The organism is Pseudomonas veronii (assembly GCF_001439695.1).
Lineage (GTDB): Bacteria > Pseudomonadota > Gammaproteobacteria > Pseudomonadales > Pseudomonadaceae > Aquipseudomonas > Aquipseudomonas veronii.
Map to the genome: position 1 here is coordinate 1 of NZ_JYLL01000033.1, position 14,505 is coordinate 14,505.

General features: G+C 51.2%; 17 protein-coding genes and 1 pseudogene. 10 read left to right on the forward strand and 8 right to left on the reverse strand.

Annotated elements, in window-relative coordinates:
- The 4 genes and pseudogenes from TU80_RS26420 to TU80_RS26430 form a co-directional block, all read right to left on the reverse strand.
- Window positions 1-448 (reverse strand): annotated as a pseudogene (locus TU80_RS26420) (copper homeostasis membrane protein CopD); the annotation flags it as partial.
- A gap of 3 nt (window positions 449-451) precedes the next feature.
- Window positions 452-835, reverse strand: a complete 384-nt coding sequence (gene copC, locus TU80_RS32110; protein ID WP_008437424.1) for a copper homeostasis periplasmic binding protein CopC — start codon at window positions 833-835, stop codon at window positions 452-454.
- A 359-nt stretch (window positions 836-1,194) separates the two neighbouring features.
- Window positions 1,195-2,583, reverse strand: coding sequence for a copper resistance membrane spanning protein CopS (gene copS, locus TU80_RS26425; protein ID WP_008437425.1), 1,389 nt, complete (start codon window positions 2,581-2,583; stop codon window positions 1,195-1,197).
- Complete coding sequence (locus TU80_RS26430) at window positions 2,580-3,275, reverse strand: heavy metal response regulator transcription factor (protein WP_008437429.1); 696 nt, start codon at window positions 3,273-3,275, stop codon at window positions 2,580-2,582. The genes copS and TU80_RS26430 overlap by 4 nt, the downstream gene beginning before the upstream one ends.
- A 205-nt stretch (window positions 3,276-3,480) precedes the next feature.
- Here TU80_RS26430 and TU80_RS26435 point away from each other — a divergent pair, with 205 nt between their 5' ends.
- The 5 genes from TU80_RS26435 (at window position 3,481) to TU80_RS32120 (ending at window position 7,548) form a co-directional block, all read left to right on the forward strand.
- Window positions 3,481-3,834, forward strand: coding sequence for a co-regulatory protein PtrA N-terminal domain-containing protein (locus tag TU80_RS26435; RefSeq protein ID WP_008437430.1), 354 nt, complete (start codon window positions 3,481-3,483; stop codon window positions 3,832-3,834).
- Window positions 3,835-3,999: 165 nt separating this feature from the next.
- Window positions 4,000-4,536, forward strand: a complete 537-nt coding sequence (locus tag TU80_RS26440; protein ID WP_008437431.1) for a cupredoxin domain-containing protein — start codon at window positions 4,000-4,002, stop codon at window positions 4,534-4,536.
- A gap of 94 nt (window positions 4,537-4,630) precedes the next feature.
- The gene (locus TU80_RS32115) at window positions 4,631-4,876 is read left to right on the forward strand and encodes a DUF2933 domain-containing protein (RefSeq protein ID WP_032899631.1); all 246 of its coding nucleotides are present in this window, start codon (window positions 4,631-4,633) and stop codon (window positions 4,874-4,876) included.
- Between the two features lie 2 nt (window positions 4,877-4,878).
- Window positions 4,879-7,236 (forward strand): heavy metal translocating P-type ATPase, encoded by a 2,358-nt coding sequence (locus TU80_RS26445; protein WP_024073349.1) that lies wholly within the window; start codon window positions 4,879-4,881, stop codon window positions 7,234-7,236.
- Between the two features lie 111 nt (window positions 7,237-7,347).
- Window positions 7,348-7,548: a heavy-metal-associated domain-containing protein gene (locus TU80_RS32120; RefSeq protein ID WP_008437435.1), complete on the forward strand. Its 201-nt coding sequence runs from the start codon at window positions 7,348-7,350 to the stop codon at window positions 7,546-7,548.
- 30 nt (window positions 7,549-7,578) lie between these two features.
- Here TU80_RS32120 and flgB read toward each other — a convergent pair whose 3' ends face one another.
- Window positions 7,579-7,992: a flagellar basal body rod protein FlgB gene (gene flgB / locus TU80_RS32125; protein ID WP_008437437.1), complete on the reverse strand. Its 414-nt coding sequence runs from the start codon at window positions 7,990-7,992 to the stop codon at window positions 7,579-7,581.
- A 386-nt stretch (window positions 7,993-8,378) separates the two neighbouring features.
- On the opposite strand from flgB, the gene TU80_RS26450 reads away from it, so the two are divergent.
- The 5 genes from TU80_RS26450 to TU80_RS26465 all read left to right on the forward strand — a co-directional run bounded on the left by TU80_RS26450 (window position 8,379) and on the right by TU80_RS26465 (window position 12,579).
- On the forward strand, window positions 8,379-8,585 hold the full coding sequence (locus TU80_RS26450; RefSeq protein ID WP_019821302.1) for a co-regulatory protein PtrA N-terminal domain-containing protein: 207 nt from the start codon (window positions 8,379-8,381) through the stop codon (window positions 8,583-8,585).
- A 177-nt stretch (window positions 8,586-8,762) separates the two neighbouring features.
- The gene (locus tag TU80_RS26455; protein ID WP_008437439.1) at window positions 8,763-10,667 is read left to right on the forward strand and encodes a copper resistance system multicopper oxidase; all 1,905 of its coding nucleotides are present in this window, start codon (window positions 8,763-8,765) and stop codon (window positions 10,665-10,667) included.
- A 12-nt stretch (window positions 10,668-10,679) separates the two neighbouring features.
- Window positions 10,680-10,925: a hypothetical protein gene (locus tag TU80_RS32810; protein WP_024073347.1), complete on the forward strand. Its 246-nt coding sequence runs from the start codon at window positions 10,680-10,682 to the stop codon at window positions 10,923-10,925.
- Window positions 10,897-11,949 (forward strand): copper resistance protein B, encoded by a 1,053-nt coding sequence (locus tag TU80_RS26460; protein ID WP_008437443.1) that lies wholly within the window; start codon window positions 10,897-10,899, stop codon window positions 11,947-11,949. The genes TU80_RS32810 and TU80_RS26460 overlap by 29 nt, the downstream gene beginning before the upstream one ends.
- Before the next feature lie 162 nt (window positions 11,950-12,111).
- A complete protein-coding gene (locus TU80_RS26465; RefSeq protein ID WP_008437448.1) occupies window positions 12,112-12,579 on the forward strand; it encodes a DUF411 domain-containing protein in 468 nt (155 codons plus the stop codon).
- Between the two features lie 303 nt (window positions 12,580-12,882).
- On the opposite strand, the gene TU80_RS26470 is transcribed toward TU80_RS26465, so the two are convergent.
- From TU80_RS26470 to TU80_RS26480, 3 genes are read right to left on the reverse strand one after another with little or no spacing between them, the layout of a single operon-like run.
- A complete protein-coding gene (locus TU80_RS26470) occupies window positions 12,883-13,080 on the reverse strand; it encodes a DUF1289 domain-containing protein (RefSeq protein WP_008437450.1) in 198 nt (65 codons plus the stop codon).
- A gap of 43 nt (window positions 13,081-13,123) precedes the next feature.
- On the reverse strand, window positions 13,124-14,089 hold the full coding sequence (gene dmeF / locus TU80_RS26475; RefSeq protein ID WP_008437453.1) for a CDF family Co(II)/Ni(II) efflux transporter DmeF: 966 nt from the start codon (window positions 14,087-14,089) through the stop codon (window positions 13,124-13,126).
- An 11-nt stretch (window positions 14,090-14,100) separates the two neighbouring features.
- Complete coding sequence (locus TU80_RS26480) at window positions 14,101-14,376, reverse strand: metal/formaldehyde-sensitive transcriptional repressor (protein ID WP_024073346.1); 276 nt, start codon at window positions 14,374-14,376, stop codon at window positions 14,101-14,103.
- Between the last annotated feature and the right edge of the window lie 129 nt (window positions 14,377-14,505).

A 14,505-nucleotide genomic window follows, 5' to 3' on the forward strand; every position in this document is an offset into this window, starting at 1 on the left:
GACGGCTCCCCTCGTCCATTGCTCCGTGCCCTGTCCATGCCAGCGTCGCTAGCGCAATCGCGCCACAGACAGTGACAATCCAAAGACTCAGTGTTGGAAAGCGCTTGTTCAGGGAAACGCCAATAATGGCCGTCACCAACGCCCCTATTCGGACCATCCAGGTCAAACCGACGTCAGTCCCCATGAGAACCATTTGAAAGATATGGTGATGTAGCTCCATGAAACCCGACACGCCACTCATTGCTTTCGCAAGTAACAACATGGCGGCAAGGGACAGAGCTACACCTACAGCAGAAGTACTGTAAAGAAGCGACTCAAAATTCAAAACTGTTCCCGATATTCTTTCTTTTCCCCTGAGGCTATAAAGACCAAAAATTGCCAGTCCAAATAACAGCATCAGGTCGAAATAAAGAGCAAAGCGAACAACGATATTTAATGAGTCGCTCATGAATCATTTCACTTTGAAAGAAAAGTTGCCGGTAATCGGGTGAGTGTCCGAGGAAACGGCACGCCATTCGACTTTGTAAGTACCCGTGGTCAATGGCGATGCGGGTGTAATAACCATCGTCTTCGGATCACCGCCACCTGCCACGTTAGCTTTTACGCCCATAGGTGAATTCGGCATACCAGGCATATCGGTCATAATCAGCTTTGCACCAGAGAACTGAGTCGTTAGATTCTCAGAAAAGTGCAGTTCGATTTTAGACGGAGCCGCCGCATCCGATCCTTCAGCGGGAGTAGAAGAAACCAGCTTTGGATGCGCCTGAGCAACTGCACTCAGAAGCAAACCCGCAGTCAGCGCAACAGCTACGGTGGTAGTTTTAAGGAATGACATGCAAGACTCCTGACAGCAAAAGCTGTTGGTTCTAGGTTTTTAGGGAATATCTAGTTTTTTACTTTTTGACGCTCGTTAAAACCACTGACGAATACCTAGCAAATTCCGTGTTCTAGGGCCGGCTGGACAGGGAGGAATCACAAGATTTCCAACGTCACAGTGCGAGTACACGATGCCACATGAACGCAAACTGTTCGATTACATTTCAGTCAGCTTGGGGCGGGTTTTTGGCACTGATCTGCCCGGATACGGCGCCAAATACGCGACTTTCTTTGGAACGCTCCAAGAGTTTTCTCTCATCCAAAAACGATCCTATTGAGCTAACCACATGTTGCCTGCATACATATGAACAAGGTGTCTTAGACCTTTCTTGCATCAGCACATGGGAGTTCAATATGAAAGGCTGTTATTCCGTTTAACGACGTACACCATATTTTTCCGTCATGCGCTTCAATGATAGATCGAGTAATCGATAAACCTAGCCCTGCATTACTTGGACTTCCTTCTCTGCGAGCTGGGTCCACGCGATAAAATCGATCAAACAGCTTTTCAAGATGCTCGGACGCAATGGGCTCTCCCGGGTTCTCCACAGAGACTGATATTGAAGTTCCTTTCTGCCGAATATCGACAGTAATACACTTTCCTTCGGGGGTGTACCGGAGCGCATTTGAGAGCAGATTAGAGATGGCCCTGTCGAGCATGAGTACGTCACCTCGGACGCTACCCCTGCCTGTGACCTTCAGGTCGATCCCTCGCTCATCAGCCAGCAAACGGTAGTACTCGAGTAATTTCTCTACTACTGCTACCAGGTCAATCGGTTTGTTTTCATGTGTAATTAGACCGTTATCTGATTTCGCTAGAAAAAGCATGTCATCAATCATACGTCCCATACGTTTCAAGTCATCAAGATTTGAGTACAGATTGTCCTCGTAGTCCTCAATATTTCTTTTTCTAGATAAAATCACTTCAGTGTGAGTCATCAAATTGCTAACGGGTGTCCGTAATTCGTGAGCAATGTCCGCAGAGAAGTTCGATAAACGAACAAACGCATCGTCCAGTCTAGATAACATTGCGTTGAACGAGAGCACCATCTGCTGGAGCTCTTGGGGAACGGGACCTAATGGAATACGCTCTTTGAGCGATTTAGCTGACATCGAAGCTGCTACCTGAGTGACTAGGCGAATAGGTCGTAGTCCACTACGCGCTACCATCCAGCCCAGTGCAGCACTGACCAGCGCGCTTATCACCAGTCCTATCCAAAACCATCGTTCAAGCGTCTCGAAGAAGGCCATATGTTGAGTAACATCAAAGATCAACATCACTGTCAATGGCTTGTCCTGCCCCGTCACTATGGCTTGCGCCGTCACGCCTCGAAATATCTGCTCCTGGTCTCGCCACTCCCAGACATTGCTGTTTGTGACCGTTCGGAAGTCTTCAGGAACTACGATCGGACCTGGGTCAGCAAACAGGAGCTTACCGTCACCATCGATGATAAGAGCTGTCAAATCACGATGAGCACCAAGCAGTGCCTCCAGCTCAGGCTTAACATCACTGAATTGATCAATGCTGTTCAACCCAGTCAAAATTCTTTGCGTCGAGTGAAGCTTTTCGTTCAGCGCCTGCTGATCCAGCATCTTGAAATGATGCCGGCTGAGGTTGTTAAAACTGAGTCCAGCGACGGTGAGCACAGCCGTTACAGCTAGCATGAACATCAGGCTCATGCGCGTAGTCAGGGACATTCGCTTCATTCCGACCCCGTCCCCGAATCCGGCGCATCCAGCATGTACCCCATGCCTCGAGAGGTGTGGATAAGCTTGACCTCAAAATCATCATCAATCTTTGCTCTGAGCCTCCTGACAGCAACCTCGATGACGTTAGTATCGCTGTCAAAGTTCATGTCCCAGACCTGGGAAGCAATAAGCGACTTGGGCAGAACCTCACCTCGACGACGGAGCAGCAATTCGAGCAACGCAAACTCTTTGGCCGTTAGATCTATACGTTTGCCTGCGCGGATAACCCTGCGTTTGAGGAGGTCCACCTCCAAATCAGCCAATTTCATATGGGTTTGGGAGGGGGCAGTGGTACCTCTACGCAGCAGCGTTCTGACGCGAGCCAGCAATTCAGAAAATGCGAAGGGTTTGATCAGGTAATCGTCAGCCCCCAGCTCAAGTCCTTTTACCCGATCCTCAACTCGGTCTCGCGCCGTGAGGAAAAGCACAGGGACATTTTTTCCGGATGCTCTCACTTTCTGAAGTACTTCCCAGCCATCCAGCCCAGGCATCATCACATCGAGAATCAGCAGGTCATACGCCTCGCTCAAGGCGTGCTGAAGCGCGTCTTTGCCATTGGTAAAACGATCAACATTGAACCCCGCCTCGGTGAGTCCTTGCTGCAAATAAATACCTATTTTGGGTTCGTCTTCCGCAACCAGAAGTCTCATGGGGATGGCTCTCGAATAATTGTGAGGCTGAGTCTGCAATGAAATGCCTCTGCCAACCAGCAACTGACAGAAAAGTAATATTGGCTTCAGGTAGATGTCAGCGAGTGCTGTCTAGGGTTCGAGCATGAGTACTTTCTGGTGCTCGACCGACTCTTAACCATGAAAGCTAGAGGAGCCGGAAAACAAATCAAAAAGGAGCTTCCTCATGAACCGTTTAAAAGTCCTATTCTTTGCTAGTTCGATACTCATCTCAGCATCTGCGTTGGCTGAAGGTGGTGCAGATCGGATTATGGAGCGCATGGAAAGCCTGCGCGATAAAGCCGAAGCGACCTTGGTACAAGCTGAAAAAGCTCCTGAAGGGCAGCGCCATGTTCACATGGCCGAGCATATGAAAATACTGGGCGAGATCATGGGCCAGCTTCATCTAGATCATCCAAAAGCATCAATGTCACCTCAGGAACATCTCGCCTGGATGGAAAAACACGACGCCATGGTTGATGACGTTTTGAACCAAATGCAGCGCGAGCACAAACTGATGCTTTCTGAGAACCATCAGTAACCGAATAACTCCTACGGGGCTCTCTGAACCGCCCACTAGACACGGCGTCATCTGGGCGCCGTGTTTTCTCAGGAAAACTGACAGAAATGTAGTGTTCAAGTCAGTTAACGCTCAGCTCTATCCCTTTAGCATAGCTAGTATTTTCCACTGGCTCTCGAGGTCACCATGAAAACTAAGCTCATTACTCCAGTTATTGCGGCAATCACCCTACTCCTCGGCGCTACGGCGATGGCCAGCGTAGGTCATGGGAAAGAGGATATCGGTCAGCCTGGAGTCGCCTCAGAGGTCACTCGCACGGTTGATGTAGAGATGGGTGATATTTTCTTCAAAACTAAAAGCATCGACGTAAAGCCCGGTGAAACGGTTCGCTTTGTACTTCACAACAAAGGGGCGTTGCTGCACGAGTTCAATATCGGCCAAGCCGCTGCTCACGCGGCGCACCAAAAAGAAATGGCGAGCATGTTCCAGAATGGAACGCTTACACCCACCGGAACTGGAAAAATGTGGGGCAACATGGGCCATAGCATGGGAGGCATGAAGATGGTTGGAATGGAACACAACGACCCGAATAGCGTGCTGATCGAGCCAGGGGCAACCAAGGAGTTGATCTGGACCTTCAACAACACAACTGGACTTCAATTTGCCTGCAACGTGCCAGGTCATTACCAGTCGGGGATGGTCGGTCAATTTGACTTGAAGTAAGCCTGAACCGACCGCTAAAACCGCGTCGACGCAAGAGTTCGCTATGCTCTGAGGCAGAGATCAGAGCAACACGCTCACACACGGGGTCTAGATCATGGATAAGCATCAGCATCCGGCTGGAAGCACCTCCCCACCATTTTGGAGGCGCAAAACAGGCGTTGTACTGATCATGCTCATTGCGATCGGTGCCTTTTACGGGGTGCGGGAACATTTCACCCACGTTTATCCGTATTTGCCCTACCTCATCCTGTTGATCTGTCCATTGATGCATTTTTTTGGACATGGACATGGCGGACATGACCATGGCGATCAGGCAGGAACCAACAAGGAAGAGAAATAGCTATGCCCACTCCACCGAGCCACCACGATCACGGTCCCGCCCACGCTGCCTCACCCAATGACGGTGGTCTACGCGACCCGGTGTGCGGTATGGCGGTTATACCTCCAAGTAAATTTGGCGAGTCTTACCAAGGACAGACGTATCAATTTTGTAGCCAGAAATGCCAAGAGAAATTTCGGGCAGATCCAGAACGCTACATTGGTAATCATCCCAGCGCTGAACCCAGCAGCGCCGCTATAGAGCCCACGCTACAGGTAGCCACTGAGTTTACCTGTCCTATGCACCCGGAAATAAGACAGCCAGGGCCCGGCAATTGCCCTAAATGTGGCATGACATTAGAGCCCGTCATGCCCGCGCTTGATGACGATGACAAACCCGAGCTCCTGGATTTCACCCGCCGCTTTTGGTGGTCGCTGCCTTTAACCGTAATGGTGGCCCTTCTAGCCATGGCGGGTCACTCATTACAAATCTTCCATGGTTCGGTTCAAAACTGGATCGAGTTCGCTCTTGCCACTCCGGTCACCTTATGGGCAGGTTGGCCCTTTTTTGTAAGAGGCATAGCATCCGTTAGAAATCGCAGTCCAAACATGTGGACTCTGATTGGTTTAGGTACTGCCGCAGCCTATCTTTACAGCGTCGCGGCAACCCTATTTCCCCAAAGTTTTCCCACCACCTTCATGCAAGATGGACGCATCGGCGTCTACTTCGAAGCCGCTGCGGTCATCATCTCGCTCACCTTGCTTGGGCAGATTCTTGAGCTCAAAGCACGGTCACAAACCTCCGCCGCCATTAAGTCCCTTCTTGGCCTATCTCCCAAGACTGCACGCAGGATCAACGCCGATGGTCAGGAGGAAGACATTCCTCTTACCCATGTTCACTTGGGAGACCATTTGCGGGTCAGACCTGGTGAAAAAGTGCCAGTTGATGGCTCTGTACTCGAGGGAGAAAGTGCGGTGGATGAATCCATGCTCACTGGTGAACCTGTGCCGGTCATGAAAAGAGCAGGGGATAGTCTGATCGGTGCCACGCTTAATACTCATGGAAGCTTGGTGATGGAGGCGCGAAAGGTCGGCGCTGACACCATGCTGTCGCAGATAGTACAAATGGTCGCACTAGCCCAACGCTCCAAAGCGCCCATGCAACGAATGGCCGACTCGATCGCCGGCTACTTTGTGATGGCGGTTATCGCGATTGCGTTGCTGACCCTCATAGGTTGGGGACTGTTCGGCCCGGAACCCAGCTGGGTCTTCGGCCTGATCAACGCTGTCGCCGTGCTTATCATCGCTTGTCCCTGTGCTCTGGGTCTGGCAACGCCCATGTCGATCATGGTTTCGACGGGTAAAGCCGCCAGTATGGGTGTGCTGTTCAGAGATGCCAGTGCCATCGAAAACCTTTGCAAGATCGACACACTGATTGTCGATAAAACGGGAACCCTGACAGAGGGACGGCCGGTATTTCACAGTGTGGAGGCCACACCAGATTTCAACCCACGCGATGTGCTTCAACTGGCCGCTAGCCTTGATCAAGGCAGCGAACATCCTTTGGCACACGCCATCGTCGATCACGCCCGAACTGAAAATATTGCGCTCACCAAGCCTGAATCGTTTGAGTCCGGCTCAGGGATTGGGGTGAGTGGTCTCGTTGATGGCAAGAAAGTACAGCTGGGCAACACTGCACTGATGGAAGCTGCCGGCGTGAGCACAAAGGTCTTACAAGAACGTGCAGAGTTGTTGCGCCTTGAAGGCATCAGCATCATCTATCTAGCAGTTGACGGGGTCTTGGCAGGATTACTAGCGGTCTCAGACCCGATAAAACCGACCTCTAAAGAAGCAGTCACCAAGCTTAAGGCTGATAACGTAAAAATCATCATGGCCACGGGAGACGGGCTCACCACCGCACGTGCTGTCGCCAAGGAGATGGGTATTGAAGAGGTTCATGGTGAAGTGAAACCTCAGGACAAGGAGCGCCTGGTGGCGGACCTCCAGCAATCCGGTCGAAAGGTTGCCATGGCCGGCGACGGTATCAACGACGCACCGGCCTTGGCGCGAGCAGATGTGGGCATTGCCATGGGTACAGGGACTGACGTCGCGATGAATAGCGCGCAGCTCACGCTGGTAAAAGGCGACCTGATGGGGATTTTACGGGCACGGGCACTTTCGGTTGCAACGGTAAAAAACATGCGGCAAAACTTGGGGTTCGCCTTCCTTTACAACTCAATGGGTATTCCCCTCGCCGCAGGCCTGCTCTATCCACTGACGGGGCACCTTCTGTCTCCAATGATTGCTGCGTTAGCCATGAGCGTCAGTTCTGCGTCTGTAGTTTTCAATGCTTTGAGGCTGAGGAATACCCGAATTGAATGAGCGTAACCGATGCTCACAGCCCGCTATACATAACTCTTGACCTTACCGTGGTGTCAACGTTGATCTTGTTGTTGCGGTGAAAATAGACTGCTCAGCACAAGAGGAATAACCATGTTCGTCTTAAACGTATCAGGCATTGGTTGCGGTAGCTGCGTCAGCAAAATCACCAAAGCAATTCAGTCACTGGACAGCGAGGCTATGATTTCCGTGGATCGCGCAGCAGGTAAGGTAAGCGTTGAAAGCAGTGAAAACCCAGAGCAAGTCCGTAAAACTGTCGAAGCACTCGGTTTCCCTTCCCAAATCAGCGCCTGAGGCGCTGATTCCCTCGCTGGGTAAAGTTTATTATTCACCTCGCAGAGCTTTAAGTAGCCCCTTAAATGCTCCATTTAATCTAGTAAAGGCGGTTTCGAAATGAATTTCATTTTCCGTATACTTTGCGACCTCGACCTGTTGATCCACAGTATTTTGATCAATGGAAGGTTGGTTCGGCGTACTGTAAAGCAAAGCACCGCCGTGAATATCACTTACTAATTCGTTTACGGCAATATGTTTTGGGTTTGTTGTTTTTAAAGAGAACGGAGTAGCCAAACCTCCTTTTGTTTGGCTAGCCAGTACAGCAGAAAAGTCCAAGTCCCTGGCCTTAAAGTTAGGAGTGTCGGCATTAGCGATATTATTGCTAAGTACCTCAGCTCGTTGGCTGCGAAAACGTAATGCTCTTTCTGCGGAGCCAAGCGCTTTGTCAAAATTAATACTCACCGGTGGCCACCTTTAGTTACGCTGCCATTTAATTCCCACCTATCGAACACTCAAGTGCTTAACGTAGTGCGTCCGAGCCGATGTATGATTTCAGCGAAAAACTCAAAAAACGCCACGCCATCGTGCAGTGACCGGAAACTTACAACGCCGCACAGGTAAATTTTAGATGGTGGATGGAGGTTATGTGTCGTTGGATAGCTTAGACCTTACGGACTAATCACTCTGCATCTCAAGAGAAATATCGCAACCTGACACAACTGTAATATTGGCCTAAGCTTCCTGACAGGGGATGAGTCTTATAGTCCTATTGAGCCTCAAGCTCACCCCCTAGAGTCAACGACTGATGTGGATTCAGGGGTCACCAATAATCATCCGAGGCCCCCCAAATGAACCCTATCAAAACCTTGTTCGTCATCGCGGCTCTGACCGTCTCTTCTTTGGCTATGGCTGAAGGGGGTGGTGACCGGACTTTCGCACGCATGGAAGTGGCCAGGAATAATTCGATGGAATCGTACCGAGTAGCTCAAACGCAAAATGCCCAACATCCCGTCGCTGAAAGCAAAGCCAAGGCGATGGATCACAAGAATTGCTAAATAGCTAGCCCTCCAAGCTGACAGAAATGTAATCACTGCGGTGGTTTAAATGTGGCAATTTCTGAGCTCGCTTGCCGTAAGAGTTTGTCTTTTGTGACGGTGGGCAAAGCTGATCCGGGCAACTCATGATCGGTTGTTTCGCACGGCTTCCCTTTTGACTGATTGGAAATAAACGGCATGCATTCCAAAACCTCTAGACGGACATTCGTAAAAGGCTTGGCCGCTGGTGGCATTCTCGGCGGCTTTGGCCTTTGGCGCACTCCAGTATGGGCGGTGACAAGTCCAGGTCTGCCGAGCGTACTCACCGGCAATGAATTTGATCTGTTTATTGGTGAAACACCTGTAAACATTACCGGCTCGCCGCGAACAGCCATGACCATCAATGGATCATTGCCAGGACCTTTGCTGCGTTGGCGCGAAGGAGAGACAGTCACCCTGCGTGTAAAAAACCGCCTGGACCAAGACACCTCAATCCATTGGCACGGGATCATTCTGCCGGCCAATATGGACGGTGTACCTGGCTTGAGTTTCCATGGCATCGCACCCGACGGCATGTACGAGTACAAGTTCAAGGTTCATCAGAATGGTACGTACTGGTACCACAGCCACTCGGGCTTACAGGAGCAGGCAGGGGTTTACGGGCCAATCGTTATCGACTCGAAAGAGCCTGAACCTTTTCAATACAACCGCGACTATGTGGTGATGTTGACTGATTGGACCGATGAAGATCCTAGTCGCGTCATGGCCAAGCTTAAGAAACAGTCGGGCTACTACAACCACCATAAACGCACCGTTGGTGATTTTATCGACGATGTCAGTAAGCAAGGTTGGTCAGCTACAGTAGCTGACAGGAAGATGTGGGCTGAAATGAACATGAGCCCAACCGACCTTGGAGACGTCAGCGCAGATACTTACACCTATCTCATGAATGGCCAGGCGCCAAACGGTAACTGGACCGGTATTTTCAAGCCGGGTGAGAAGCTACGACTACGCTTTATCAACGGCTCGGCGATGAGCTATTTCGACGTCCGCATTCCTGGTTTGAAAATGACCGTTGTGGCCGCCGACGGCCAACACGTCAACCCAGTGAGTGTTGACGAATTCCGCATCGCCGTAGCTGAAACGTATGACGTGATCGTAGAGCCTGCCAGTGAAGAGGCTTACACCATCTTCGCCCAGTCTATGGATCGGACGGGTTATGCACGCGGAACCCTCGCTCTTCGTGAAGGGCTAGTTGCTCAGGTACCTGCTATAGATCCACGTCCAATCGTCACTATGGATGACATGGGGATGGGCGGTATGGCTGGTATGGACCATGGCAGCATGGCTGGTATGGGCGGCGCAGAGAAGACACCAGGTGACATGTCCGGCATGGCGGGCATGGCGGGCATGGACCACAGCAAGATGACCGGTATGGACCAAAGTGACATGACCGGGATGACCGGCATGGACAGCGGTGACATGACTAACATGGCGGGCATGGATCACAGCAAGATGGCTGGGATGGGCAATGGTGATATGTCAGGGATGGCTGGCATGGGTGGTATGGGTGGAGAAATGCAGACACACCCTGCCTCTGAAACCAACAATCCCCTGGTTGATATGCAAGCCATGAATCCAACGCCAAAGCTAAGTGATCCGGGCATAGGCTTGCGGAACAATGGTCGTCGAGTGCTCACTTACTCCGACTTGAAAAGCACTTTCCAAGACCCTGACGGCCGCGAGCCAAATCGTACCATCGAGCTTCATTTGACCGGTCACATGGAGAAGTTTTCGTGGTCGTTCAACGGCATCAAATTCTCTGACGCCGAACCGCTGCGCCTGAAGTATGGCGAGCGTCTGCGCATCACCTTGGTGAACGACACCATGATGACACACCCCATCCACCTTCACGGCATGTGGAGTGACCTTGAGGACGAGAACGGCAAGTTCATGGTGCGCAAGCACACGATCGATATGCCACCAGGTACCAAACGCAGCTATCGAGTCACCGCTGATGCCTTAGGCCGTTGGGCATATCACTGTCACCTGCTTTTCCATATGGAAATGGGCATGTTCCGTGAAGTACGGGTTGATGAGTAAAGGAGACGATCTGTGAGCACATACCGAAATCGTAATTCCCTCGTGGGTTGCCTCTTTGCCGCTGTCCTGCTGGGTGGACTCTCGTCCACGGTGCTGGCAGAGGAAAATGGCAGCGACCATTCAACCACTGTTCCTGTTACAGCAACGGACAAGCCAGCAACGGCAAACGATTCGAAGCTAGATCACGGGGCGATGGACCATAGCCAGATGAGCCATGAGTCGATGGATCATGACCAAAAAACCAAAAAGGCAGATTGAGATCATGACCAGTAAGTTTTTACGCCCAACGCTGATGGCACTTGCAGTCTCTACCGGTCCAGCATTCTTTTTCATGGCTCAAGCCGCTGAAGAGATGGATCCGTCGATGGCGATGCCATCAAGTGCGGACGCAAAGTCTTCAACTGCACAAAAATCCAAACCCGCCAAACCGAAAGATGCCGCGATGGATCACTCCAAGATGGACCACGGCTCAATGGGAGCCATGGACCATAGCAAGATGGGGGCTATGGATCACAGCGATAACGGGCAAATGGACGGTATGGAAAGCATGGATGGAGGGGCGACTACCACAAGCCGAACCCCAATCCCCGTACTTACCGACGCTGACCGGGCCGCCGCTTTTCCAGACTTACCAGGCCATGGTGTGCACGATAAAAAAATTAACTCGTTCATCCTCCTGGATAAATTTGAGTACCAAGACGCTGACAACGGTAGTGCGCTGGCTTGGGATGCAAAAGGGTGGATCGGCGGTGACGTCGATCGCCTATGGTTGCGTTCGGAAGGCGAACGTACCAATGGCGTAACCGAGAACGCTGAACTTCAGGCTCTGTGGGGACACGCCATCGGTCCTTGGTGGGATGTCGTCACCGGCATTCGACAAGACTTCAAACCTGGGTCACCTCAAACATGGGGAGCGCTCGGTATTCAGGGCATGGCCCTCTATAACTTTGAAGCTGAAGCGACTGCTTATATTGGTGAGAACGGTCAAACCGCAGCTCGGTTTGAAGGCGATTACGACATCCTGTTGACCAATCGCCTGATCTTGCAGCCGACCGCCGAAGTAAACTTGTACGGGAAAAATGATCCTCAGCGCGGCATAGGATCTGGATTGGCCAACACCGAACTAGGCCTGCGGTTGCGCTACGAAATTACTCGTCAATTCGCACCCTACATTGGTGTTAGCTGGAATCGCTCATATGGTAAGACGGCTGACCTAGCCAGCGATGAAGGGGAAAAGACAAACGAGGCCCGGTTTGTAGCTGGTATTCGGATGTGGTTCTGAGCGATTTGAGCACTAGCCCTACGAATTCAAATGATCGGGGAGTTGGCTCCCCGACTCTAAAGTAGATCCTTCAATGTAACCTTTGCAGCGGCATGAACGCTTGAGTGGGGTTCTATTGCTTCGTAGAACATCTCGCCGTCTCCAAGGGAAAAGGAAATATTCATGACAGGTAGCTTCCGACTTTCAAGTCGATTTCTGCGTATTGCAACATTCGCTGCGCTGTTCATCGGCTCAACGGCTCAAGCGGCGCAGGCCCTGACCATCGATGTGCATCGAGATGCAAACTGCGGATGCTGCAAAAAATGGATTCAGCATCTTGAGGCCAATGGCTTCACCGTCATTGATCATGTAGAAACCAACATGAGTGCTGTCAAACAAGATCTAGGTGTCGCTCCACGACTCTCGTCTTGTCACACTGCGATGATCAACGGGAAGTTTGTTGAAGGTCATGTGCCAGTTGAGCAAATAATTGCGATGAGTAAGCGTGACGACCTTCTCGGGATCGCTGCTCCTGGAATGCCAGCAGGTTCTCCAGGAATGGAAGTCGACGGAGTACATGAGACCTACCAAATAATCGGCCTGACCAAAGCCGGCGTAGATCAGGTCATTGCTGAATACCCCGCAAACTAATCCCACCTCATCCATTCGGCCACAGCATGGTCCCAGCTCATGGCCATGCAGCGGGACATGCTATGTTGATTTCATTCTCAAGCAATACGCAAAGGACGATCAGCAACAAGCTGTAAAGGCGCGCCTGCGCCGAATCGGATAACCCCGTACCGCTGTCCTCAATAACAATTTGAGATGACGCCATGCTCCGTCTGCTGACAAGCACTGCGCATCTGACCACGATAGTGCTAAGTTCGGGTGGCGTTGCCACTCAGCTTGCCTTTCCGAATCTGGACATCTGTCTCGGCTGAAAGCGTAGAAAAGTTAAATTACAGTGGTTTGAGAGTTCTTTTTTTGCAGGCTTTTCAGACGCAGGGTCGCGCGTTGTACAGCGGCCATTTTTTCTGGACGCTTCATTCGTTTCCATTTTCTGATGTCTTCCTTGGTGCGACCGCAGCTGACGCACAGTTCGCTGTTCAACTGGCAGACAGAAGTACACGGATTCTCGATGTCCTTGGCCATTGGTCAATTCCTCGGCGAACTTATGCGAACTACGGGCTCATTGCTAAGCCTGAACGGCGACCTGATCGGGTGAAACAGCGCCCGGCTTCGTGCGGTACTCAACTGTCAGATGAGTGATCTCATGAACTGTCGCAAGCCGTTCTCGTATGTTTTGTGCATTCACTGCTGGGCTGCCTAGAACACTCACAATAGCGGCGCGGGCTTGCGGCCCTACCTGCCAGACATGAAGATCTATGATCGAAGCATCTCCCTGTCGCTCAACCAGTTCACGAATCTCTTCAGCGACATGATCATCTGTCTGGTCTAGCAATACACTCGCAGTCACCCGCATCAACGACCAAGCCCAGCGTGCGATGACAACTGCACCCACAATCCCCATTGCAGGGTCGAGCCAGACCCAACCAAGGTAACGACCAGCAAGCAGTGCTGCGATGGCCAGAACCGAAGTCAGTGCATCTGCAATGACGTGAATATAAGCAGAGCGCAGATTATTGTCATGACCATGTGCATGGTGAGATTCATCTTGGCCGTGGTCATGCCCATGGTGATGATTATGACCGCCAGACAGCAAAAGCGCGCTCACCACATTCACTGCTAATCCGACAATTGCGATAAGAGTCGCTGTCCCGAATTGCACTTGAGTCGGTTGAAAGAGACGAAATAGCGACTCTCCGGCAATTCCCAAAGAGACCAGTCCCAAAATCAGAGCAGATGCGAAGCCACCCAAGTCTCCAACCTTGCCAGTTCCAAAACTGTAGCGAGCATTTGAGGCATGTCTTTTTGCGTAACCGTAAGCAGCTGCGGCTATGCCAAGTGCTCCAGCGTGTGTTGCCATGTGAAATCCATCAGCAAGCAACGCCATTGAGCCAGTGAGATAACCTGCGGTGATTTCAGCAACCATCATTACGACGGTCAGAGCCACTACCCACAAGGTTCGCTTGGCGTTTTCTTCATGTGATTTCCCCAGGAACATATGGTCGTGGGAATAGTCGGTGTACGAATTACTCATCTGGGCAAATCCTATTTGGAATAGCGGCGAATGGCTTCGAGAAGCTCATCGACGCCTTTCGCTCTTTCTTCGTTGCTGAGTGTCGGATTCGCAACGTGTTCACGAGCGTGGTCTTCGATAATTTCATCCATCAGCCCATTGATAGCGCCACGGGCAGAAGCGACCAAAAGCAGGGTTTTCGAGCAGTCATCATCAGAGTCGAGTGCTCGCTCAATCGCCTGGACTTGCCCAGCGATTCGCTTTACACGCTTAAGAAGATTGTCTTTGCTTGATCTCATATGACCCATACCATACCCCCCCTACCTATATTGAGAGTATGTTCACACGTTCCAATCAGCCATACAACCCCAGGGACGCTCGCCGCCGGGATGGATATACCAACAGTTTCTTCAATCCACAAAAAAAGGCGCCACTAG

Coding starts and splice junctions, on each gene's coding strand:
- copC (WP_008437424.1), bottom strand. CDS start 835: ATGTCATTCCTTAAAACTACCACCGTAGCTGTTGCGCTGACTGCGGGT.
- copS (WP_008437425.1), bottom strand. CDS start 2,583: ATGAAGCGAATGTCCCTGACTACGCGCATGAGCCTGATGTTCATGCTA.
- TU80_RS26430 (WP_008437429.1), bottom strand. CDS start 3,275: ATGAGACTTCTGGTTGCGGAAGACGAACCCAAAATAGGTATTTATTTG.
- TU80_RS26435 (WP_008437430.1), top strand. CDS start 3,481: ATGAACCGTTTAAAAGTCCTATTCTTTGCTAGTTCGATACTCATCTCA.
- TU80_RS26440 (WP_008437431.1), top strand. CDS start 4,000: ATGAAAACTAAGCTCATTACTCCAGTTATTGCGGCAATCACCCTACTC.
- TU80_RS32115 (WP_032899631.1), top strand. CDS start 4,631: ATGGATAAGCATCAGCATCCGGCTGGAAGCACCTCCCCACCATTTTGG.
- TU80_RS26445 (WP_024073349.1), top strand. CDS start 4,879: ATGCCCACTCCACCGAGCCACCACGATCACGGTCCCGCCCACGCTGCC.
- TU80_RS32120 (WP_008437435.1), top strand. CDS start 7,348: ATGTTCGTCTTAAACGTATCAGGCATTGGTTGCGGTAGCTGCGTCAGC.
- TU80_RS26450 (WP_019821302.1), top strand. CDS start 8,379: ATGAACCCTATCAAAACCTTGTTCGTCATCGCGGCTCTGACCGTCTCT.
- TU80_RS26455 (WP_008437439.1), top strand. CDS start 8,763: ATGCATTCCAAAACCTCTAGACGGACATTCGTAAAAGGCTTGGCCGCT.
- TU80_RS26460 (WP_008437443.1), top strand. CDS start 10,897: ATGACCAAAAAACCAAAAAGGCAGATTGAGATCATGACCAGTAAGTTT.
- TU80_RS26465 (WP_008437448.1), top strand. CDS start 12,112: ATGACAGGTAGCTTCCGACTTTCAAGTCGATTTCTGCGTATTGCAACA.
- TU80_RS26470 (WP_008437450.1), bottom strand. CDS start 13,080: ATGGCCAAGGACATCGAGAATCCGTGTACTTCTGTCTGCCAGTTGAAC.
- dmeF (WP_008437453.1), bottom strand. CDS start 14,089: ATGAGTAATTCGTACACCGACTATTCCCACGACCATATGTTCCTGGGG.
- TU80_RS26480 (WP_024073346.1), bottom strand. CDS start 14,376: ATGGGTCATATGAGATCAAGCAAAGACAATCTTCTTAAGCGTGTAAAG.